At 58.0% G+C, this 20,540-nt stretch carries 22 protein-coding genes and 1 pseudogene; 7 read left to right on the top strand and 16 right to left on the bottom strand.

Annotated elements, in window-relative coordinates; translation table 11 throughout:
- Positions 1–582: 582 nt before the first annotated feature.
- On the bottom strand, positions 583–1,746 hold the full coding sequence (locus WS95_RS35080) for a hypothetical protein (RefSeq protein WP_156444553.1): 1,164 nt from the start codon (positions 1,744–1,746) through the stop codon (positions 583–585).
- 267 nt (positions 1,747–2,013) lie between these two features.
- Here WS95_RS35080 and WS95_RS21685 point away from each other — a divergent pair, with 267 nt between their 5' ends.
- The 4 genes and pseudogenes from WS95_RS21685 (at position 2,014) to WS95_RS35380 (ending at position 7,163) form a co-directional block, all read left to right on the top strand.
- Entirely contained in the window at positions 2,014–2,919 is a 906-nt protein-coding gene (locus WS95_RS21685; protein ID WP_059825772.1) for a hypothetical protein, read from the top strand.
- 114 nt (positions 2,920–3,033) lie between these two features.
- Entirely contained in the window at positions 3,034–4,590 is a 1,557-nt protein-coding gene (locus WS95_RS33895; RefSeq protein ID WP_179950215.1) for a pectate lyase family protein, read from the top strand.
- 200 nt (positions 4,591–4,790) lie between these two features.
- Positions 4,791–5,434 (top strand): annotated as a pseudogene (locus WS95_RS33890) (IS481 family transposase); the annotation flags it as partial.
- A gap of 367 nt (positions 5,435–5,801) precedes the next feature.
- Positions 5,802–7,163 (top strand): RNA polymerase sigma factor, encoded by a 1,362-nt coding sequence (locus tag WS95_RS35380; RefSeq protein WP_179950214.1) that lies wholly within the window; start codon positions 5,802–5,804, stop codon positions 7,161–7,163.
- Between the two features lie 20 nt (positions 7,164–7,183).
- On the opposite strand, the gene WS95_RS21665 is transcribed toward WS95_RS35380, so the two are convergent.
- A complete protein-coding gene (locus WS95_RS21665; RefSeq protein WP_059825764.1) occupies positions 7,184–8,137 on the bottom strand; it encodes an SAM-dependent methyltransferase in 954 nt (317 codons plus the stop codon).
- A 578-nt stretch (positions 8,138–8,715) separates the two neighbouring features.
- Positions 8,716–9,186 carry a winged helix-turn-helix transcriptional regulator gene (locus tag WS95_RS33885; protein WP_082746980.1) on the bottom strand — a complete coding sequence of 157 codons (471 nt, stop codon included), beginning with the start codon at positions 9,184–9,186 and terminating at the stop codon, positions 8,716–8,718.
- Between the two features lie 97 nt (positions 9,187–9,283).
- Here WS95_RS33885 and WS95_RS33880 point away from each other — a divergent pair, with 97 nt between their 5' ends.
- On the top strand, positions 9,284–10,393 hold the full coding sequence (locus WS95_RS33880; RefSeq protein WP_082746979.1) for an alkene reductase: 1,110 nt from the start codon (positions 9,284–9,286) through the stop codon (positions 10,391–10,393).
- 87 nt (positions 10,394–10,480) lie between these two features.
- Positions 10,481–10,648 carry a hypothetical protein gene (locus WS95_RS35075; RefSeq protein WP_156444552.1) on the top strand — a complete coding sequence of 56 codons (168 nt, stop codon included), beginning with the start codon at positions 10,481–10,483 and terminating at the stop codon, positions 10,646–10,648.
- Between the two features lie 598 nt (positions 10,649–11,246).
- Here WS95_RS35075 and WS95_RS35070 read toward each other — a convergent pair.
- From WS95_RS35070 to WS95_RS33875, 4 genes are all read right to left on the bottom strand, one after another.
- Positions 11,247–11,429, bottom strand: coding sequence for a hypothetical protein (locus tag WS95_RS35070; RefSeq protein ID WP_156444551.1), 183 nt, complete (start codon positions 11,427–11,429; stop codon positions 11,247–11,249).
- 148 nt (positions 11,430–11,577) lie between these two features.
- The gene (locus WS95_RS21660) at positions 11,578–12,282 is read right to left on the bottom strand and encodes a helix-turn-helix transcriptional regulator (protein ID WP_059825761.1); all 705 of its coding nucleotides are present in this window, start codon (positions 12,280–12,282) and stop codon (positions 11,578–11,580) included.
- Positions 12,283–12,284: 2 nt separating this feature from the next.
- Positions 12,285–13,217, bottom strand: coding sequence for an NAD(P)-dependent alcohol dehydrogenase (locus WS95_RS21655; RefSeq protein WP_059825759.1), 933 nt, complete (start codon positions 13,215–13,217; stop codon positions 12,285–12,287).
- Between the two features lie 18 nt (positions 13,218–13,235).
- Complete coding sequence (locus WS95_RS33875) at positions 13,236–13,553, bottom strand: antibiotic biosynthesis monooxygenase (protein ID WP_306454119.1); 318 nt, start codon at positions 13,551–13,553, stop codon at positions 13,236–13,238.
- Between the two features lie 955 nt (positions 13,554–14,508).
- Between WS95_RS33875 and WS95_RS35845 the strand changes: the two genes are divergently transcribed.
- On the top strand, positions 14,509–14,820 hold the full coding sequence (locus WS95_RS35845; protein WP_257139924.1) for a LysR substrate-binding domain-containing protein: 312 nt from the start codon (positions 14,509–14,511) through the stop codon (positions 14,818–14,820).
- Positions 14,821–14,975: 155 nt separating this feature from the next.
- Here the strand turns inward: WS95_RS35845 and WS95_RS35835 are convergent, their stop codons facing one another.
- From WS95_RS35835 to WS95_RS21615, 9 genes are all read right to left on the bottom strand, one after another.
- Positions 14,976–15,173: a DUF1330 domain-containing protein gene (locus WS95_RS35835; protein WP_257139923.1), complete on the bottom strand. Its 198-nt coding sequence runs from the start codon at positions 15,171–15,173 to the stop codon at positions 14,976–14,978.
- The gene (locus WS95_RS35830; protein WP_257139922.1) at positions 15,100–15,282 is read right to left on the bottom strand and encodes a DUF1330 domain-containing protein; all 183 of its coding nucleotides are present in this window, start codon (positions 15,280–15,282) and stop codon (positions 15,100–15,102) included. The genes WS95_RS35835 and WS95_RS35830 overlap by 74 nt, the downstream gene beginning before the upstream one ends.
- Before the next feature lie 139 nt (positions 15,283–15,421).
- Complete coding sequence (locus WS95_RS21645; protein WP_059825754.1) at positions 15,422–16,081, bottom strand: carboxymuconolactone decarboxylase family protein; 660 nt, start codon at positions 16,079–16,081, stop codon at positions 15,422–15,424.
- A gap of 133 nt (positions 16,082–16,214) precedes the next feature.
- Positions 16,215–16,712: a putative quinol monooxygenase gene (locus tag WS95_RS21640; protein ID WP_257139921.1), complete on the bottom strand. Its 498-nt coding sequence runs from the start codon at positions 16,710–16,712 to the stop codon at positions 16,215–16,217.
- Entirely contained in the window at positions 16,709–17,689 is a 981-nt protein-coding gene (locus tag WS95_RS21635; RefSeq protein WP_059825751.1) for an amidohydrolase family protein, read from the bottom strand. The genes WS95_RS21640 and WS95_RS21635 overlap by 4 nt, the downstream gene beginning before the upstream one ends.
- A 1-nt stretch (position 17,690) precedes the next feature.
- Entirely contained in the window at positions 17,691–18,383 is a 693-nt protein-coding gene (locus tag WS95_RS21630; RefSeq protein ID WP_059825748.1) for a type 1 glutamine amidotransferase domain-containing protein, read from the bottom strand.
- Positions 18,380–19,444: an NAD(P)-dependent alcohol dehydrogenase gene (locus WS95_RS21625; protein ID WP_059825745.1), complete on the bottom strand. Its 1,065-nt coding sequence runs from the start codon at positions 19,442–19,444 to the stop codon at positions 18,380–18,382. Before WS95_RS21625 ends, WS95_RS21630 begins: the two co-directional genes overlap by 4 nt.
- A gap of 20 nt (positions 19,445–19,464) precedes the next feature.
- Entirely contained in the window at positions 19,465–19,764 is a 300-nt protein-coding gene (locus WS95_RS21620) for a hypothetical protein (protein ID WP_059825743.1), read from the bottom strand.
- 33 nt (positions 19,765–19,797) lie between these two features.
- Complete coding sequence (locus WS95_RS21615; protein ID WP_059825740.1) at positions 19,798–20,367, bottom strand: flavodoxin family protein; 570 nt, start codon at positions 20,365–20,367, stop codon at positions 19,798–19,800.
- Between the last annotated feature and the right edge of the window lie 173 nt (positions 20,368–20,540).

Genomic DNA, 20,540 nt, shown 5'->3' with positions numbered 1-20,540 from the left:
TCACCGCCACCCGTGTTTCACTGCGCGAAACATCAAGAGCTGTGGTGGCAGTCGTCGGTGTGTCGACGCGGGCAGACACTCGCTGGATCAGTTAACGATGGGATGCCATCCTTCATGTCGGGTCCCATATCTAGGAGGCGTCCATGTTCACTTTTTCGGACAATGTCTCCTGTCAGATTGTCACGAAGTTGGACCCAGACGGCACCCGGGTACCAGATCGCGGGCGGCGCGACATGGGTGTCGTTCGTCAACGACCACCCAGAGCGTTTTCTGTTCGGTTTCAATGTGTAGACTCATGAAGTCAAGGATACGTGGCTTGCGCCCGTCCAACGAGGAATGTATCAACACGGGCCCGGACATGACCTTCGAAGCACTAAGCGATGCGTGACGAAGCGCATGCAAGCGGCGACCTGGATGTATTTGGATGTCCAGTCGACAAGATCTTACACACAGAATCGGAAGCGATCGTCGTTGCGTACACGGTAGCCGCCGTGAAGACGAAGTAGAAATCGCGCCTGGCTGGCGCGTTTTCTATTTCCTCAAAGGCAAGGAGAGTCTGCGAGGCAACTGATGACCGAGTGCTTACGCCTCGCGGTCCGATTCGTCGGAGTTTGCTTCGTTGCGCGCAACAAGCACTTGCAATGCATTGTGATAGGCCGTCTCTAGTTCGATCAGCGCGGCCCGATTGCCATTTTCGTTCGATTCCAGACGGCGCTTCTGAAATCTGTAGCCGAGCGTCACGAGTTCCAGTGTCGAGTGCTGCTCCGAGACACCGAGCACTTGGTGCCACGGACGAGGCGATGTCATCGTGGCAGCATGCTCACCGACGGCGCCCTGGTGCGAATCTTGCGGCCCAACACCGTGAGGCCAGGCGGTCGGTAACTGCCACGGTGCGGCAGGTTGCGACACGGGAGGCGGCCCTGCACGCATGTAGCCGCTTTGTGTCTGGACGAAGAATGGTCGCGACGCACTCGGCCGGGTTCCGAAGTGCAGCGTGCGAAAGCGCCCATTGAAATGGAAGCCGACGTGCATCTGTTCTCCGGTCGGTCCATCGCCGAAGCCGTAACAGAAACCGAACCGGCTGTTCGCGCCGACCACGTGGCTATGATAAGACGGAGTGTTCCAGTTGTGGGACGGTACCTGCCACCTTTGCAGCGGCTGGGTGTACGCGGCATAACCGTGGGGCGAAAAGGTCGATCCACCGGCGGTGTGCGGATGCGGGTAATGTTGTGTGCGGGGGTAATTTGGCGCGGAGGGGAGAGGCGCCCAACTATGCATATGCGGCACATATGGGCTATACGAGTACGGTGGATGCGGGGCCAAATATGGTACGGCATAGGGATAAGCAACGCCTGAGCTTTGCTGGCCTTGCCGCTCGCTGAGCGGCGGCCGTTGCAGGTTTGCGCTCTGCGCTTGATTTCTGGGTGGTTCAACCTCTTCGGCCTCGCGCGAACTCACGCTCGAGGTTCTGAGCAACGCAAGGGGTGGCGCTGCCTGGTCGTTCTGGAAGCGCCGCGAAAACGCTGCGACGCGGTCTGTCAGGTCGCTGCGCGACAAGGTTCGGCGCAGACGCTGCGTCACTGACGCGCCATGCTCTCGTCGCGACAGCGTTTGCGTACCGCTTGCGCCGCTTTCAAATGCGCGTGAAGGCCGGCGATTCGGCGCTGCGGTGTGGTTCGAGGTTGGGGTGCTGTCGGACCGGTCTATCGGCAGGACGCTGGAGGAAGACGGAATTCGTTCGGGCATTGGACGCTCCTGTACCGAGTGTGTGCGCTCGCGCGGCAAATGCGCTGTCGGTGTGCCGGCTTGCACGGATAGTTTCAGCATACGCACGCCAATGGGGTGTTCCGCGAGTGCTGGCGATGCACTGCGTCCTGCAGCGAAACCATCTGACGGCTTCGCCGCTGTCGCTATGCTTTCGCCATACGCTTAAGCCGTGGAGTGCCCGAGTCGATAACGTTGGGGGCATTGATAAAACAATCAATTCCGCCGACTACGGAAAAGTGAGGCTCAATGACACCGCTGATCGAAACCAGCACGGACGCGTTTCTCGCCACGATCCGCCGGCGAGTTGCCGAGGCTGCGCAGACGGCCAGCATCGCGGCGCGATATGAAGCGATTTTCGATGTGGTGCCTGCGTTGAAGATGCAGGCCGATGAGTTGCTTGCGACCGATGCAGCCGCCGGTCGACGAGCTGAGGCCTGCCTCAGTGATGCTTTCGAATCGTTCAAGCGGGATCACGCAATTGCGCGCCTGCCATACTCGCCGCAACTAGATGCGCGTTATCCATATCGCGACGAGTCGTTGAACCCGGTGCTGATTTCTGAGCTGAGCGACCCGTTACAGATCCGGGACCCATACGCGCAGTCGCGCGTCAGCGCCGTGATGCCGTACATCGATCCAGCCATGAGCGATCAGCGTCGGGCGGATGCTTACGCTAGTACCGTGCTTTGCCGGACGATCGGTGCTGACGATCTACGCGACCCGCGGGAGCACGTGCTGATTGGCCAGCGCGGTGCGTTTGCGGCACGGCTGATTCGGCGCGGCGAATGCATCGGCGTGTACGGCGGCCGCTTGATGACCGCAGCAATGTTCTTTTCGTGTACTGAAGAATCCTTCGTGATCAGCGCAAGTTCTGGTTACGCGGTCGCTTTTGTCGATGGAGAGAATGTTTTGGCCATGGCAAATACGTCGCTCGCTTACGATGCTGACGGCGTCCCGGTTGCGCAGGCGGAGGATGGCTACAACCTTGAAGCTGCATTATTCGATGCCCAATCGCGCTGCGGGCGGCGCTTCTCGATTCGGGCATTTTTCGCGCGACACGATATCGAACCGGGCGCGGAATTGCGGTGGAACTATCGGTACTCGCCCGAACTGGTTCGCCGTGTTTGCTGGGAGGCTTACGGTCGAGGGCGGTAAGGCGGCATCGGTCCGCATCCGCAAGCTCACGATGTTCAACGAACGATAGCGATATTGCTTCACCGAAGGGGCATGCCATATCGCGGCTTTTCCAAGTTAAGTGGAGAACGACACATGATGAATACCAATCGCCTCAGTCAGGACGTCGCGGCACTGATCCGCGACCTGAGTCACTTTGATTCTAAACATGCCGGAAACCCATCGACAGATGCCTCGATCGGGCAGATCGAAGCACAGTTGGAGAAGGTGCTCAAGCAGTTGACAGGGAACGGATCCGATCAGCAGACGCAAGCCGGGGGAAGGGGCGCGCATCACTCTCATCGAGCCGGTCATCATACTCACGAAGACGATGGCCACGCAGAGGGTAGTGGCGATCGTTTTTGCGATCCAATGCCTAAGGGTGCCGAGCCAAAGCACGATGCCGGTTCGATGCATCGTGACCCGGGTTCTGATAGTTCCACCGGTAGTGCCGGCAAGACGAAGCCGTCGAAGGTCGGCGCCGCAGGTGTGCCGAGCAACGTCGGTTACCCTGCTGTCGCTCCCTCGGGTGCGCCAGCTCCCGTGACGACGAAGCCCGCAAGCGGCTCGTCCGCAGGCGGTGACCGTTCCCGTGAAACGCTGGCTGCCGGGCATGGCTGGGGCGCAGCCAACGGCGGCGTGACGGGCGGTTCGAAGGCGGATCCGGCACACGTATACACGGTAACTAACCGTGCGCAACTGCTTGCCGCGCTCGGCGGCAACAACGCGACCAACGGCTCGAATGCCATCCCAAAAATCATTCAGATCAAAGGCAATATCGACCTGAACACCAACGATGCTGGTAAAGAGTTGAGCAAGAGTGATTTCGCCAACGAGAACGCCCAACTCGCCCACGACATGCTAACCGTGGGATCAAATACGACGATCATTGGGCTGGGTAGCGACGCTGGCATTAGCGGCGGTGGCTTCAACCTCAACAATTCCAAGAATGTCGCGGTTCGGAACCTTACCATGACGTCACCGTTCGATTTCTTCCCGGGCAAGGACGCGGAGGGGAATCCGCATGGCCGAGTGTACAGTATCGAAGCGAAGGGTAGCCAGAACGTGTGGATCGACCACAACACGTTCAAGGATGGAAACGTGCCACCGGGAGCGATCAGCGGAGACCAGGTCGATTTTACCGACGGCGCAAACTATGCGACCATCTCGAACAACCAGTTTCTCAGTCACAACAAATCCATTCTCATTGGGTCGAGCGACAGTATGACGAGCGACGCCGGCAAGCTGAAAGTGACGATCGACCACAATCTTTTCGCCGGCGTTTCACAGCGGGATCCGCGCGTCCGGTTCGGTGATGTGGAGGTGGCGAACAATCTGTATCAGGACAGTTCGTCGCAAGCCAACCGGTTTCAATACAATCTCGGCGTCGGCGTCGATGCGAATATCACTTCGCAAAACAACGCGTTCGAGACGCAAGGTATCAGCGAATCGAGTCTCGTGAAGCGGTTTGGTGGGTCCGGTCACCTTACCGATTCAGGGTCGCTGGTCAACGGAAATGCCGCTGATCTTTCGTCGGCGCCGACCGGAGGCGGCCCCGGTGCTGGCGGTATCGCTCATCTTGACGCAACAGCGAACGTCGCTGCAATCGTGCTTGCGCAGTCGGGCGCCGGCAAGCTTGGATTGGGCGATTGAAGTCAGCGAAAATCCGATGCGCTGGCGTTCACTGTTATCGAGCTAAATCCGCTATCCGGCCTTGCGTGATGCAGGGCCGGGTGCGACGTCGTGATTCACGCTCTCTGTGACGCTTCAATAGGTTGTATCGAAGGTTTATCCGGACTGAGTCTGGGGGACTGGAGGTCACTAAACACCAGACCTTCCAGAAACCCGGCCGGATGGCCATCCATAAGAATGCTCAACTCATTTTCGCGCATTGGGCTCGACATGGTTCAGGAGATTGGCGAATTCGGTTCGAGTGTGCCTCAGGCCTCAGTCGATCATGACGCGACAGCGCAGGCTGCGTGCATATGGTTGAATTCGCCATCTAGTCGCTGGTGCGACAGCGCTGGCTGACCGTTCGTCGTGTTGGCGCGCTCCCCACGTTCAATCGCTGTGGCGGCCTTACTGATCGCGGAATTCGCGTCAGCAGCGCCTACTTCAACGCCAGATTACCCCGACAGGCACGTGTGTTGGACTCGACCATCGGCCGCGTACCGGACTATCTCGGTTGAGCAACCTGCAATCGCGCGGATCTATTTAGCACGACAAACATGAGGCGCAGGGCGAATTACTGCGCATCGGCGTCAAGGATGCTCGGCCGTATCGCGCGTCCCGGCCATCGCGTTACTGGTAGTCGGCTCGATACGGCACGACGGCGTGGGCTCGGAGTATCTATTCGTCGGTGCGGACGGACGTACCAGACCTCGGCCCATCGCATTGAAGCCTTGGCGAGTTGGCAGCAACATTACAACTGGCGTAGCGTTCATAGCGCGATCGGGGAGTTGTACCGATGGCGAGACTTCTTGCCTCGAGAGAACACTCTGATGTCTCAAAGCTAGACGCCGATGTCCCGCCCGCGCATTGGGCGCCGGAGGAACCCGGGACGCGCCCATTGGTATTGGTCAGACAAATTGGTTTCTACTGCAAGTTGACCAGTTGCTGGGAGACGTGGAGCTGCATGACGATGGCCTCGAGTAGCACGCAGTTCTACAAAGCTGGGAAATATTGTCGCCATTTGTAGATATTTTTTGCCGTAGCATCCTCTGTGCCAACGGGTGTTTAGGTGTGTTGCGCGGTTTATCACTCGTAGGCTTATCGAGCTCCTGCTTCTCTTGCCGAGCGACCGACAGCCGCCGTCGGTTCGTTCGGCCGGCAAGTCGCGCGCAACAGAATGAGGAAGGCGAATAGTGGCACATCTCTTGGACGAGACGCGCATCTTCTGGTCGAGTTCGTCGGGCCACCCCGTACCTGCGGGAATCACGCGTTACGGCGCGCAGGCACTCAGATTCGCTCATCTGATCGAAGATCCATCGCCGGCGGTAGTATTCATCGACTGCGCCAGCATCGATACAGACGCTACGGCTGAAATAGAAAAACTTCGGGGCAGAAACGGCGACGGGCACTATCTGATTCCGGTGCTTCGCGAACTTTCGGACGAGTATGTCGTTTCACTCATCGCCCACGGCGCTCACGACACGGCGAATACTGAAGACTTACTGAACCCAGACCCAATCATTCAACGGGCGCGCGCGCATACGAAACTGCTATCGTATGCGCGTGGCGGTGTCGCCGAATTCTCAACGCTGCAAACGCACGCTGATGGCATGGTGTCCCCGGTCTTCTTCAAGGACGCGAATGGTCTGTACACCGGATGCAATGACGGTTTCGAACGCTTTCTTGGTATCGACCGGGGCGGCATTCTGGGTAAGACTGTTTATGACGTGGCAGCATCTGATCTCGCGCTTTTATATCATAAAGCCGATCTCGATCTTTTGGCCGATGGCGGCGTCCAAAGCTATATGGCCGGCGTGCGCAGAGGAGATGGCAGCGTACGAACCGTACGTTTTTACAAGAGCATCGTTTGCGGTCAGGACGGACGCATTGCGGGCATTGTTGGCGCGATGCACGACGTTGGCGATCTGCGCGGGCACGCAATCGCGTGCCAGGAGATTGACGAAGTCACGCGGGAAGTGTCAGCGGGCCTTCCCGCACGCGAGCGCTTCGCAATCACCGATCACGATCGCTTTTTGCTCGAACGGGTAGCAGCGAGCGATGCATCGGCGCTGGCCCGATTGTACCGGCTCTACCATCGGCGGCTCGCACGCTTCCTCACCCGGTTGACTTGGCGCAACGAGGTGATCGAGGAAATCATTAACGATACCTTCATGGTGGTCTGGAAGCGTGCTGGTGACTTTCGCGGTGAGTCGACGGTTTCGACCTGGATCATCGGCATTGCATACCGCTTGGCGCTACGAGCGCTGCGCGATCAGCGCCGTTCGCAATTTGAGTTGTTGGACATTGAACATGCCGATATGGTGACTCAGTACTGGCATGATCATGAACTGCCGGACCTTTTGGAAAAGGCGCTGGATTTGTTACCCGTCGAGCAGCGGATAGTGATGTCACTAGCATATGTGCTTGGACATTCCGTGTCGGAGATTGCAGAGATCACCGGTTGCCCGGTGACCACCGTCAAGGCGCGCATGCACCGAGCACGCTGCAAATTGCGAGAGACATTGGATACGCTGGGGCGTGGCAGATGCGATTGACGCGTTAAGTGTTATCTATTTCATAACGGTTTGCGCGCGACAACTGTCGGGAATAGGCATGCGCGATCGTCGATGAACTCGATGTCCACGAAGCCTGCGTCGCTCAGTTGGCTGCGCGTCTGTGCGTGAGTGCGGAATGCGTTCCATTGTGCTTCAATGATTCGCACGAAGAGCAAATGCTGTATAGCTAGCACTTCTCGGTCGATATTTTCCATGTCCCATGGTGACTCCGGCGACAGCGTAGGGGGCGGTGTCAAAAAACTGGTGACGAGTGTCCCGCCCGGTTTCAGCGTATCTAAAAACGAACGATACAACGCGACGACACGACCGTCGTCGGGCTCGTAAATGTTCAGACCGTTGCTGGTCAATATGTCGAAGTCGGCTTGCACACCCACGGACCATGCGTCTCTGCGACGCAGCGATACCCGCGCGGCAAGGCCTTGCTCCTCTGCGAGCATGGCAGCGCAATCCAGTGCGTCCTGATCAAGGTCCACACCGACAATTTCGATGTCGTCCAGTCCCGTATAATCGAGCAACAGCAACTCTCCCATCACACCGCACGGAATCGACGCGAGCCTCATGCCCGGCGCGAGCAACGCCTGAAGTGTGCGACGGAAGATACCGAAGCGTTCGCGGGTCGCCAGCACGGCGGGGAGGGCATTAAAGATTCTGGACTCAAGCGCGCTCATCGGGGTGGACGTCGCCTCGTTCGTTTGAAATGTCACCAGTCGGTGGGTCCAGTAAGCGTTCAATCCACGGTGCTCGAGCAGGAATTTGCCCAGCGGGAAACTGGACAATTCATTTGCAAGCGCAATCTGTTGCTCGACGGTGAAGCCATGCGCGTCTCCCGAGCCGCGCAATCTTTCGACAACTTTCCGCAGTCTCTCTTCATAGCCGTTCGTCGTATTGCTGTGGTGAGAGATTAGTCGGCCAGTGGCGCCGGTTGCAATTTCGATTTGATCTGCTTTCTTCATTATTTTCCTATAAAAACAAGGTTGAGTATGACATGCCGTCATGCCGACGGATGCCGCTGGCTTCGCACTTTATCGTAGTTTCGTGACTCATCGATAACGGAAAATTAACAAAGGCACTGCCGATAAGTCCGTTGCGAACCTGTCTATGCTGGAAAGGTAAGATTGTAGAATTTGAGGAAACATCAAGTAGAATCGGCGGCTTCTATCAGTGAGGTGATGGGGTTTTGCGATGCCAGATCAAAGAGATGTGGGGGCGTTATTGATTAATTTTCTTAATTATGGGTGATTTAAAAAATAATGAGGAGATGTTGCGCAAAGGTAGGGGTGGAATATATTTTTGACGTTGGGCGACTAAAATTGCGGAATTCGACTTCCGTTGTCGTTGAATATTAAATGGATTCGTGTCGCATGAGTTTCGTTGGAGGGATCGGTTGAAAACAATTGGAGGGACGACCAATATCTCCGGTGGACCTGGAATCATAGGTGACGCTAAGTTACCACTGTGATGTAGCCGGATATCTGCGCAAGTGGCTCGCGACAATTGTCCTCGACGCTAGCTGAAACAGCGATTCAGTCTGTCATCGAGGCCTTATTTTTGTCGAGTGTCGGCGCACCCCGGGCAGGGATGCTGGGCTGCTGCCATTCGACGTCGACCAAACTGGCTCACCACCACGACCGGCAGCAAGATGCGTTTCATACGAACGTCGCGCAGATTCGACGGCATCGTAATGTTCGCGTGACCAATCTATCAAAGCCATAACCGGAATCATCAATGTGTGACCGAGTGACGTAAGTTCGTATTCGACGCGTAGCGGAATGGTCGGATACATCGTTCGTAATACCAACCCATCCTTTTCAAGGCTCTTGAGCGTCAACGTCAACATGCGTTGTGAGATCTGCCCGATCGTTCGCTTAAGTTCATTGAAACGCATGGGCCCGTGTGCAAGGTGAGCGACGATCAGGATGCTCCATTTTTCTCCGACACGACTCAGCAGCTCACGGGTGAATGGGGTGCAGTTCGGTGTTTCTCGCGTGTGACTAGGTTTCATGGATGTGCCTTCTTGCGATGCATTGCGCAGTACGTAAACTAGCGGTATTTAAAAAACTGTACCACTTGTCGATGCTGTTAACAAAGGAGAATTTATCGTGAGTGATCATTTGAAAAATTTATTCTCACCTTATCGACTCGGCTCTGTCGAAATTAAGAACCGCATGGTGATGGCACCGATGACCCGCTGCCGCGCGGTAGGAGGCAATTTGGTCCATCCATTGGCTCCGATCTATTACGCGCAGAGGGCGACCGCAGGGCTCATGGTTTCAGAAGCGACTCAGGTCAGTGAGCAAGGAGTTGGCTACGTCCGTACGCCGGGGATCCACTCTCCAGAACAGATTGCTGCATGGCACCGCGTAACAGACGCTGTTCACGCAGTTGGTGGCGTCATTTTTGCTCAACTATGGCATGTCGGTCGGGTCTCACACCCAGCGTTCCACAATGGCGCGATGCCGGTGGCCCCGTCTGCACTTAACGCCGATGCCAACGTCTTCCTGTCAAACGGGCCTGCGCTCACACCAGTGCCGCGCGCTCTCGATTGCGAAGAAATATCCGACATAGTCGACCAATTTCGTAGAGCTGCTAAGAACGCCGACGCTGCCGGTTTTGATGGTGTGGAGATTCACGGTAGCTCGGGATATCTGCTTGACCAATTCCTTCGAGATGGTTCAAACATTCGCACTGATCGATACGGCGGCTCAATCGAAAATCGCGCTCGTTTCCCGCTAGAGGTAGCGGCTGCAGCGGTTGATATTCTTGGCGGAGAACGCGTTGGCTATCGTGTAGGCCCCAGCATGACACTGCATGCGATGAGCGATTCGACGCCCATCGAGACTTTCAGCTATCTCGCAGTAGAACTCGACCGACTTGGGATAGCGTATCTTCACGTGACCGAAGGCGTTGCCGGACCAGACGCACCGCCACCAGGCATCGAACGAGTTGCGCCATATTTGCGCAAGGCGTTCTCGCGCTGCTTGATCTTGAACGGCGGATTTGACTCCTATCTCGGTGAGAAGGCTATCGCGCGAGGAGAAGCAGACCTCATTTCATACGGTGTTCCTTTCCTTGCGAATCCCGATCTTCCCGAGCGCTATCGGCTCGATGCGCCGATGAATACACCGGACTATACAAGTTTCTATGAGCCTGGAGAGGACGACGCCGTCGGCTATATCGACTATCCCGCACTTCATTCAAGCGTTGCCTGATGGTATCTGATCCGCTTTAGGAATCGTGGAACGATCCGAGCGCGAGTTTTATGGAAAACGTCACTCTGAACCAGGAGGTGGTTTGTCATGAAGCGGAAACGTTTTTCGATCGTGCAGATTGTGGCGGTGCTGAAGCAATCCAAGTGGTTCAGCACCCCGGTAAAAGACATATTCGACTGTCCGAGTTTGCTGGTTCCCCCCTCCCCCTCGGTATATTTCGCCGCATTCGCTGGATTTTCGCTTTTCGACACATGATTCGCGCTGACACGCCGCATGATGCGAGTGCGTTCTGTTATCAGCGCGCTATTTCTCATTCTCGCCGCAACCGAACTTGCCGTTCACCATCGTCCGTGTAGGCGGCGGTAACGGATGGTCATGATCAATGTCCTGCGCGTGGTTTCGCCGCAGCCAGACGTTCATGGCATGCAGGTGCATGCCGCGACGGATATGGGTAATCAATGTGGGCGGAAATTTTCCGCAGCACCGGACGATCGTGGACCCTCTGAGAGACATCGACATATTGAATCACGACAGCAATCCCACGCAGCTGCCTCCGGCCACAGTCGGGGGGATGGGCAGACGAAGAAACGAAAAGGGCGACTTGTCAATCCAGAAGGGCTCAAATTGAATGGCAACCGGTAGCGCGCAGACCGCAATAGGGACATCGAGGTCCACGGCTCAGGGCGGCCCGCTAAGGTCGAACAAACGCACTGCCGGCGCCAGTGATGTTGCTGTTCAGTCGGTTGAAAATAGAAAATCCATGTCGCATGGATGTCGAATTTTTGTGCCCTGACCTGGTTGAAGATTGGTTCCGCGAACCCGTTCAAAAAGGGGGGGGCGGGCTGTTCGTGATTCATGATTCCGTCGCGATCAGCCCGGAATTCGGGTAGCCAGCTCGGCGAAGCCATTTCCGTTCTGGACCGGTCATCGAGGACGCTGACGGAATCGAAAGACGGAACGGCGGGTTGGTGGAGGCAAACGAATGTGGGATGCTGGCATGCTCGTCGAGCTGATCGTGTTCGAATGCTTGTTCCACGATCAATATATCCCTGCTTTCGATGCCTCGGAAACTGGGGCGCGTTGCGGATATGAGCATCGTCTCTGAAATTATTTTACTACCCGTATGGTTTTGCGGATGCCCGGCGCGGCAGGGTTGCCGCATCACGCAACAGTAAAAATGAACGTTAACATGAATCAGATTGCCCGTTGCATGGCCGGATTTCCTGAGTGCGCCATTCCTTGACGAGTTGGCGACGATTGCCGGGGTAGCGTTCCGTAAGCACTTCCGCGTGTGCGATATTGTCCATACCGATTACGCGAAACTGTCTGTCCAGTTCGCACCAGGCTGCGATGAACCGTCTGGTTTCAATGAATCCCAACATAATGGGCCACACGATCTGTTCGTTGGAGGGGGCTTGTTCGATCGACAGCGTAATGCTCAGCTTGCGTTGTTCACGAAGCGCGCGCCGGATCTCGCTGAGATCGAGATGCATCATCCTCTTTGCCGAATGCCCAACATAGACGGTGTCGTCGTCGAGTGCGGATCGCAAGTCGGATGGAAGTACCGCGTTGATCTTGGCTAGCGCGTTCTTTACGGCAAGTGCCAGCGTATCGTCCGTCTGGCGACTGACCCATTGCGCGCCGATCACGAGCGCGTGAATTTCGTCTTCGGTGAAAGACAGAGGTGGCAAAACAAAACCGGGGCGAAGGATGTAGCCGACTCCCGGCTCTCCTTCGATGTCGGCGCCCATGCCCTGCAGTGTAGCGACGTCACGGCGGATGGTTCGCAGGGATACGCCAAGCTCTTGCGCGAGCGCTCCACCGGACACTGTTCTGCGGTGTCGGCGAAGCGCTTGCATCAAATCGAACAATCGATGACTTCTGGTCATTTTCACTCCATCGCTACGATGCCCTTGCCGCCGAGTTTACGACCGTTTTCAAGTTCGGTGATTAATTGGATCGCGTCGCTCAGTGGAACGATTTCTCCAATCGGAAGGCGAAACTTGCCCTCGCGCGCGGCGTTCGCGAGCTTTTCCAGGATTTCGGCCCGCGGCGAACCGATGACGGGCTTCAACCGCCGGTCGAAGATCGAGCGAAGGAGCTTGGCTGGACTGGGGTTGAGGTCGAGAAATATCCCACCCGGGCGAAGCATGGACGTGCCGGTCGATATCTTCATGGTTGCAGCGGTATCGTAGACCACGTCGAAGCGCGTGGTGATTGCCGATAATTCCGTAACACGATAATCGTAGACGTTCTGCACGCTTAGCGATCGGGCTCGCTCCATGTCCGCGGCACTACAGCTTCCGGACACGTTCGCTCCGAAAAGCCGAGCGATCTGCACAGCAGCTTCGCCGACCGCGCCCGCGCAGCCGTTGATGAAGACTTGCTGGCCCGCGTGCAGTTTCGCTTTGTCGATCAATCCGTTCCATGCGGTGACGCCTGGAGTCCCGAGGCAAGCTGCTTCGGCAAAGGAGATACCATCGGGCTTTTCGGCTAGCAACTTCTCTTGGGTGATGACCGCCTGGCCGAGTGCCCCGCTTTGTTTGAAGCGCGCGAGGCCGAATACTGCGTCGCCGATTTGGAAGCGTGTAACGCCGGCGCCAACGGCTGTGACGATGCCAGAGAAGTCCATCCCCATCGCTCGGGGGAAGGACCAGCCGGTGATGATCTTCATCTGTCCACGGCGCAGTTTCCAGTCGATCGGATTGATTGCCGCGAATTTGACACGGACGGCCACCTCGCCGTTACCCGGCGCGGGCAATTCGAAATCATGGACCCGCATCGACTCCGGGCCGCCATAGTTGCTGTATTGAATGCGTTTCATGAATTTGGTGACCTGGTCTCAAGCTGTGCACAGTTTCGGAACGGCGACCTTGATAAGGCGGTGAGGGCGTGCCACGACGGTCGGTGGAAGTGCGCTGAGCTTTTGAAACTCAGGTATTCCGAAGGCACCACGCCATGCGACCGCGCTTTCGAGGGCAGCATAGTTGATGTGGGCTGAATTTTCACCGCCGGCGCGATGCAACTGCGTCGAGGGGCATTCAGGTTGGCGTTTCGTGAAAAGTGAATCCGCAGTCCGAGCCTTGAGAGATAACGGTTCGTCTTCCGTCGCCATCGTCACGAGATTGAGTAATACGGCGGGGCTAGCATCAATATCCATCCAGCGGGCTATCGGATATGCGGGATCTAGCGGCCTTAATCTTGGCATGTTACGACTCCTTCTTGCGGGGGGCAGGTTGGTGCTACCTGCGCAGAAGAGAGTCTATAAAATGGTGGTGTCAGTTTCTGGCACCATTCTACGCGGAACAGGCGCGATAGTTGCTACATGGCAGCAATGGCGTATGCACGCCTCTCCAATATTCAGGGCGCTGTGCAAGCACCATGGCCAGCACATCGATAGCCAGCCGGAACTCGAAGGGAGTATCGATCGGCAGGCCAAGCGGCATAGGACTCCATTACTGCACTCGGCGAGGCACGCAGACTTGTGCCAGTTCAACATCGGAGCGTCCCGTCTCCGGATCCGCCGGTACGGAGGCAAGCGGCATTCGTACTGTCCGCCGCGGTATCCGTAATCGCTTCGAGATCGTCGAAGCGTAGGGCCACGGTCGGCTGAAAATCGACCAGTACATCGATTGCGCCAGCTGCATTGCTTTCGCAACTAGGGAGAAGTTCGCGCTTCCCGAGGTCGGCTCAATACGTGCGAATTGATTCATGTCTGAATTTCCGGCCAGAGAAGGCCGTTCACCAGCTAGTGTTCGTGGCCCGCATGCCGCCGCGATCGCCATGACCAGTTGTACGCTGTCGAACTTGTTGCATACGGTTCGTGCTTATGATTGTAGAAAAACGGGCTACATAGACGGAAAATATATGCGCACCTGTTTTATCTGATTCTACTTTAGAGTATTCGACTGGCGGGAGAATTGTGGGCCGCCAATCCGGTGTCGTTCAGCCAACAGATCGGTAGTCGGTATTTTGATTGCAACAGCAGAATAATAAGGAATGCGAATGTTGGTTCGGAATTTTGCGAAGGTAGATTCCCTCACACAGCGTGCACTGCGGTGCATGTTGCGGCATGGGTTTGTAAAGCCCCGGTTGACGATGTGAGGCTGCGTGTGGTGGCGGACGGTACCGGCAGTGGCGGGCTCTATGCCTCGCAATTCAGAAAGGGCCGCCAAGAACTGAAGGTACGCGTGGGCGGGCAACTTGTCTTAAATGACCCGGACATGATCCTTGCTGCTGCGGCGGATGGGCTCGGAATAGCGTGCCTGATTGAGGATCACGCAGCGAACATGATTCACAGCAGGCGGCACATGCGTCTGTTGGAGGATTGGTGCCCACCGCTCTCCGGTTACCACCTGTATTACCCCACCCGCAAAAACAACTCCGTTGCATTCCGATTGCTGGTGGAGCGGTTGCGCGCAGGCTAACGTGATGATCCGGTTGGCCCATCTTGAGCTTGATGCCGCCGATGCCTTCTGCGCGGGAGGCTTTGGGGTTGACCGGCAATTGATCTGGCGGCGTGTGAAGGAATTCTGCAGAGGTGTTGTAACAACGGACGAATCGCGTTGAGTTGTTCAACGTATCAGCAATTCACTGCGGGCAGACCCTCCGTGATGTAGACGCGCGAGTGTCCCGCTCGGTGGCGGATCGGCTTGAGTGCCTCGTACTCAGGCGATCGATACCAGGCCTGCACGCGTTCCAGGCTATTAAACTCGACGATGACGGACCACGCCTTTGGGGGGCGGCCCCTCCAATGCGTCCAATGTGCCCCGACGGGCAATAAAGCGGCCGCCAAATGGTTTGAGCGTGGATTCGACGCGCTCGCTGTAGGGCCGGATGGCTCCCGGTATGGTCGGTTCAAACTCGGCGATGTAATACGCTTTCGGCATGTCTGGCTTTTCCGCATTTGTTTGCGCGTGCAGTGGTGCAGCAAGCAGAATGGCTAGCGCCCCGAGCATACGCACGCCCACTGGAATGGCTGCAGATATCACAGTCGTTTTTCCCTTGGGCTGGCATGAGTCGAGCGCTTCAATTGCGCGCCCCCTTTGGCAAATGGGCCGCCAGCGCGGCTTGTGCCCGCCGGCTCGCATCGGCGTTCACCGTCTCAGCCAGAACCTGCGCGACCTGCCGCAACTGCTGGGCTGAAATGCCCACGTTCATGCTCAAACGCATGTGGGCCTGCAACTGGGGCTCCACGCCTGACATGGCTGCTAGTGCGGCCACTGTGGCGAGTTCGCGGTCTTTCCAATCGAGGTTGTCGCGGGCAAAAATGTCGCCGAACAGATGGGTTTTCAGATACTCATCGATGGCCGGGGCAAAGTCGAACAATGCGCCTTTGACGGGCGCGCCCGCGAGTTTGGTCTGGTTTGCGGTACCGGCGGCGAGCAGTGCAGTGCCGGTCGGGATGGGGCCCGGGTCGCGGCCGGGAACATCTTCGATACCTTGGTCCTTTCGGGTCTGAAGTACACGCATGAGCTCGCCCAGCGCATTAAGGCTGCGCGGGAAACCCGCGTACGCGTACATCTGCACCAGAATTTCCTTACAGTCGCTCACGGTCAGGCCGGTATCCAGCCCTTGAACCAAGGCGGAATTCAGACGTGGCATATCGCCAACGGCGGCATGAGCAGCGATGGGAATGACGGCCTGCTGACGGGGCAGCAGCGTTGTTTCGGCGGTCTCGGTGGTCATGGGGATGGGGAGATCATTGGGAGGATCAAGTGGTGCTGCGGTATGGGCACGCGCAGCGAGGCCAAGCGTCAGTGCCAGGGCGGCCCGGACGGCGTAACTGGGGCGGTGGAAGCGGCGGGCGCTCGCCATGCAATCACTCGCTTGTTGGGTGCCAGTACGCCTTGGCGCCCAGCACCACGGGGTCGACGTCAAGGAATGTGCGAGAGGTCACCATGGTTTGCGTGGCTTCGAAGAACTTGCGGAAATGCGCCGTCTCGCGGTGTGCTTCGTACGTTGCTTCGTCTTTGTACATCTCGAAGACGAGGAACCTGCTCGGATGATCCTTCAGTGCAACTGCGTACAAGGTGTAGACGTTCGGTTCCACGCGCACGGAAGTCGAAACGCTCTGCATCAGGACGGTTTTGAATTCCGCCAAATGCTTCGGATCGACTTCGAGTTGTGCGATGCGCACGTACGGCGCGCCGGCGCTTTGCGCGGGGTCGGGGGCGCTCCAAAGGCCTGGGTTGTGCATGTTGGCGTCTCCCGATTGTGGGTGGGGTGTCTGTGCGGTGGTGATCTGCATGGCACAGCAGCCCAGCAGGATGAATGCGAGGCGCAGCCAAGCGCAGGCGCGGGACGACAGCGAGATCAAGGCTGGCCTCGTTGTGTGAGCCTGTCCCAGTTGGCATGCGTGAACTTTCGTTTGTCATCATCGCCAAGCGGCAGCGTTTCGACAAAGCGCCGTGCATCCGCCCCAGGGCGGTACTGGTAAGGGAAGTCGGTCGAGAACAGAATCCGGTCGGGCCCAACCAGTTCCACCGCTTGGCACAGATACGGCGTGCTGAACATGCCGCTGGCAGTCAGGTAAAGGTTCTGCCGGACGTATTCGACAAACGGCCGCTGCAGCGTCGACACCCGGTCGAGCATAGTCAGCCGCTCCAGATAGAACATCACAAGTTCGCCCCAATGACCAAGGATCACCTGCAGCTTCGGATGCCGGTCGAATACACCTGCGACGACCATGCGCACGAACTGCATGCCCGCTTCGTAATGCCATCCGATGCCGAAGGTGGACAGCGCCAGGTCCATCTGCGCGCCCATTCCAGCGTAGTACGCGCTGCGCACGCTGGCTTGCGGAATCTGCGGATGGATCAGCAATGGCACACCAAGATCTGCTGCGCAGGCGAACGTGGGGTTGAACATCGCGTGGTCGAGGTTCTTCTCGCCAACTCGGCCGTAGAGGATGGCGCCCTTGCAGCCAAGCTCTTCGACGCTGCGCCACAACTCGCGCGCGGCGTCTTCGCCGTCGGCAAAGGGCAACACGGCCAGCGCTTGAAACCGGGACGGATTGGCCGCGACGGTATTAGCGAGAAGGTCGTTCACGCGCCGCGCCAGTTCGATTCCGTGATGCCCGAGGTTGTTCAGCCCGGGCGTGGTCAGCGAGAGCACCTGCACGTCGACGCCGGTTTCGTCCATCAGTGCCAACCGCTGCTCCGCCAAGTCAGCCAACCGCTCGCCAAGCTGCCCGGTATTCAGTGCGAGCGTGCCATCGTCGCCGCCGGGAAGGGTGCTCCACGCCTGCCGAACGGCTTCCGGCAACACGTGTTCTTCGATGGCGATGATCTTCATGTCAAGCCCGCGCCGTGAGTTGCTTGACTACCGCTTCACCCACGCCGTGCGCAGAGGCCGGGTTCTGGCCGGTGATGAGTCTGCCGTCCACCACGACATTGGCTGTCCAGTTCGGTGCGGGCTGGTGCAATGCGCCGCGCTCTTTGAGGGTTGTGGCAAGCAGGTAGGGCACGACGTGCGTGTACTTCACCTCTGCTTCCTCCTCGTCGGTAAACGCAGCGAGCCTCTTACCTGAAACCAGATGACTGCCATCGGAAAGCGTGGCATTCACGAGGGCAGCAGGGCCATGACAAACGGCCGACACGATGCCGCCAGCGTCGTAAATGGCACGAATGACGTGCTGCACGGCCGTGCTGTCGGCAAAGTCCCACATGGTGCCGTGGCCACCCGCGAAGAACACGGCTGAGTAGCGCGAAGGATCGACGTCTTTCAGAACCAGCGAATGCGCCAGCGCCTTGCGAAAGTCCGCGTCATGCCAGAAGCGCTGGTTGACCGGATCGGTGAGGTCGAAAAAATCGATGGGCGGATGACCGCCGCGTATCGAGGCGATTTCGGTCGGAATGCCGGCCTGCTGGAAGACGGCGAGCGGGTGGGTCAACTCCACCATGGCAAAGCCGGTCGGTTCACCCGTGTCGCCGCGGATCGGATGGCTCGTAACGACACAAAGCACGGGCTTGATGTGTGTTGCGCTCATACATGTGCTCCTGTCGGTTTGAGGGAGGCCATGTCGATAACGAAGCGGTATTTCACATCGCTTTTGGCCAACCGCTCATAGGCCTCGTTGATCTGCTGGATGGGAATGATTTCCACGTCCGAAGCTATGCCGTGATGCCCACAAAAATCGAGCATCTGCTGGGTTTCGCGCACGCCACCAATGAATGAGCCGGAAATTGCCCGGCGCCCGCGTACGACGCTGCCGGCGTTCACCGGTGTACCCAGCGGGCCCAGGAAGCCCACCAGCACCAGCACACCTTCGAGCGCCAGTGTCGGCATGTAGGGATTGACGTCATGGTCATACGGCACGGTGTCAATGATCACGTCGAAGCGGCCGGCGACCGACGCCATCTGCGTGGGGTCGCTCGACAGCACCACGTGATCGGCACCCAGGCGGGCGGCGTCGGCTTGCTTGTCTGCTGAACGCGTCAATAGGGTCACGTCGGCACCCAAGGCCTTTGCCAGCTTCAAAGCCATGTGGCCGAGTCCGCCCAAACCAATGACTGCAACCTTGCTCGCTGGGCCGACGTTCCACCGATGCAGCGGAGACCAGGTGGTGATGCCCGCGCATAGCAGCGGTGCGGCGCCGGCCGGGTCCAGCCCATTGGGGATGGAAAGCACGAACCGTTCGCTGACAACGATTGAATCCGAATAGCCGCCGTACGTTACCGAGCCGTCATGCTGGTCGATACTGTTGTAGGTGAAGGTGGCGCCTTCGGTGCAGTCCTGCTCCCAACCGCGCACACACGGCTGGCAGTGCTGGCACGAATCCACCATGCAGCCCACGCCGACCATGTCGCCGGCCTCGAAGCGGCGGACGTTCTCGCCGACCTGTCGGACCCTGCCGATGATTTCGTGGCCCGGCACGATGGGATAGGTCGTGAATCCACCGTGGTTGCGAGCCAAGTGCAGATCGGTGTGGCACACCCCGCAGAACAGGATGTCGATGACGACATCGTCTGCTCGCGGCGCTCGTCGCTCAAAAGCGAAGGGTGCCAAGCCACTGTCGGCCGATGATGCGGCGTAGCCTGAAACGTTCATGGGACGCTCCAAATGAAAGATCAGAGGTTGTCTGGGGCGAAGAGCAACTGCCAGCCCGTGAAGGGGCCCAACGGGATCACGTCCCAGCCGATGAGCCCGGCCTTGGCGAGCGGAAATTCATTCAGCGCTGCACGTGCAGTTTCAATCGAGTCGGCTTCGGCAATGAGGGCGACGCCTGGGCGGTCCTGGCGGAAGTAGAAGTCGCGCACGATGCCGCCGGTGTAGAGCTTCCAGGCATGACGGGTTTCGTCACGCATGTGCGGCTGGTATTGCTCCAGCGTGGCGCCGGGTTGCGGAATGTCGAGACAGAGAAATTTCATGGAAGAGGTTCCTTGGGCGGGAAAGAGGGGACGTCAAGCCGGCTGCAGCCGGCGCAGTGTCTCGGCCACGCGCTGCCCCAGGTAGGCCGCGGTGTCGAGATCGCTCTGGATGGGGGTGTCGTCTGGCCCTTGGTCCCCATTGGATTGCGCCATCGCGCCGAGCCAACTTCCCAGGCGGTTGAGGTCATGCACCGTTCCGCGGCTGCTGTCGTTGCCAGGCTTCAGATCGAGCCCTACCCACAACATGCCGTGCTGCGCGGCAAACAGAGTCATCGAGATGAGGGAGTGAAGCTTGTCGCCGTTCTGTGCTCCCGAATTGGTGAACCCGGCAGCGAGCTTGTTGCGCCACTTCATGTCGGTCCAGGCGAATTTGGTCGAGTCTTCACAGAACAGCTTGAAGCGTGCGCTGGGGGCGCCATTGTAGGTCGGGGCACCAAAGATGATGGCGTCGCTCGCTTCGAGCGTGTTCCAGGGGATTTGGCTTTCGGCTACCGGAATCAGGTGCACCTGCGCACCGGCGACGCGGCGCACACCGTCTGCCACGCTGCGGGCTTGCCGTGCCGTGTGGCCGTAGCCGCTGTCATAGACGATGGAAATCTGCATCGGGATGTAGTTGACGGAGAACGACGTAAGAGCGGCGCGGGCAAGCGCCTCCAGAGGTAGAGACGATGCTACTGTGGAAAGGGATGCCTGAGTGGCGACGTTTTTTCCCACCTTTGTAGAACTGAGCGCTACCAAACGCGTGCTTTCAGCGGGTATGTTCTGCGCGGGCATGC

The organism is Burkholderia sp. MSMB1826 (assembly GCF_001526325.1).
Taxonomy (GTDB): Bacteria; Pseudomonadota; Gammaproteobacteria; order Burkholderiales; family Burkholderiaceae; genus Burkholderia.
Note: the sequence above shows the minus strand (reverse complement) of the source record. Positions and strands in the feature narration are given on the sequence as shown.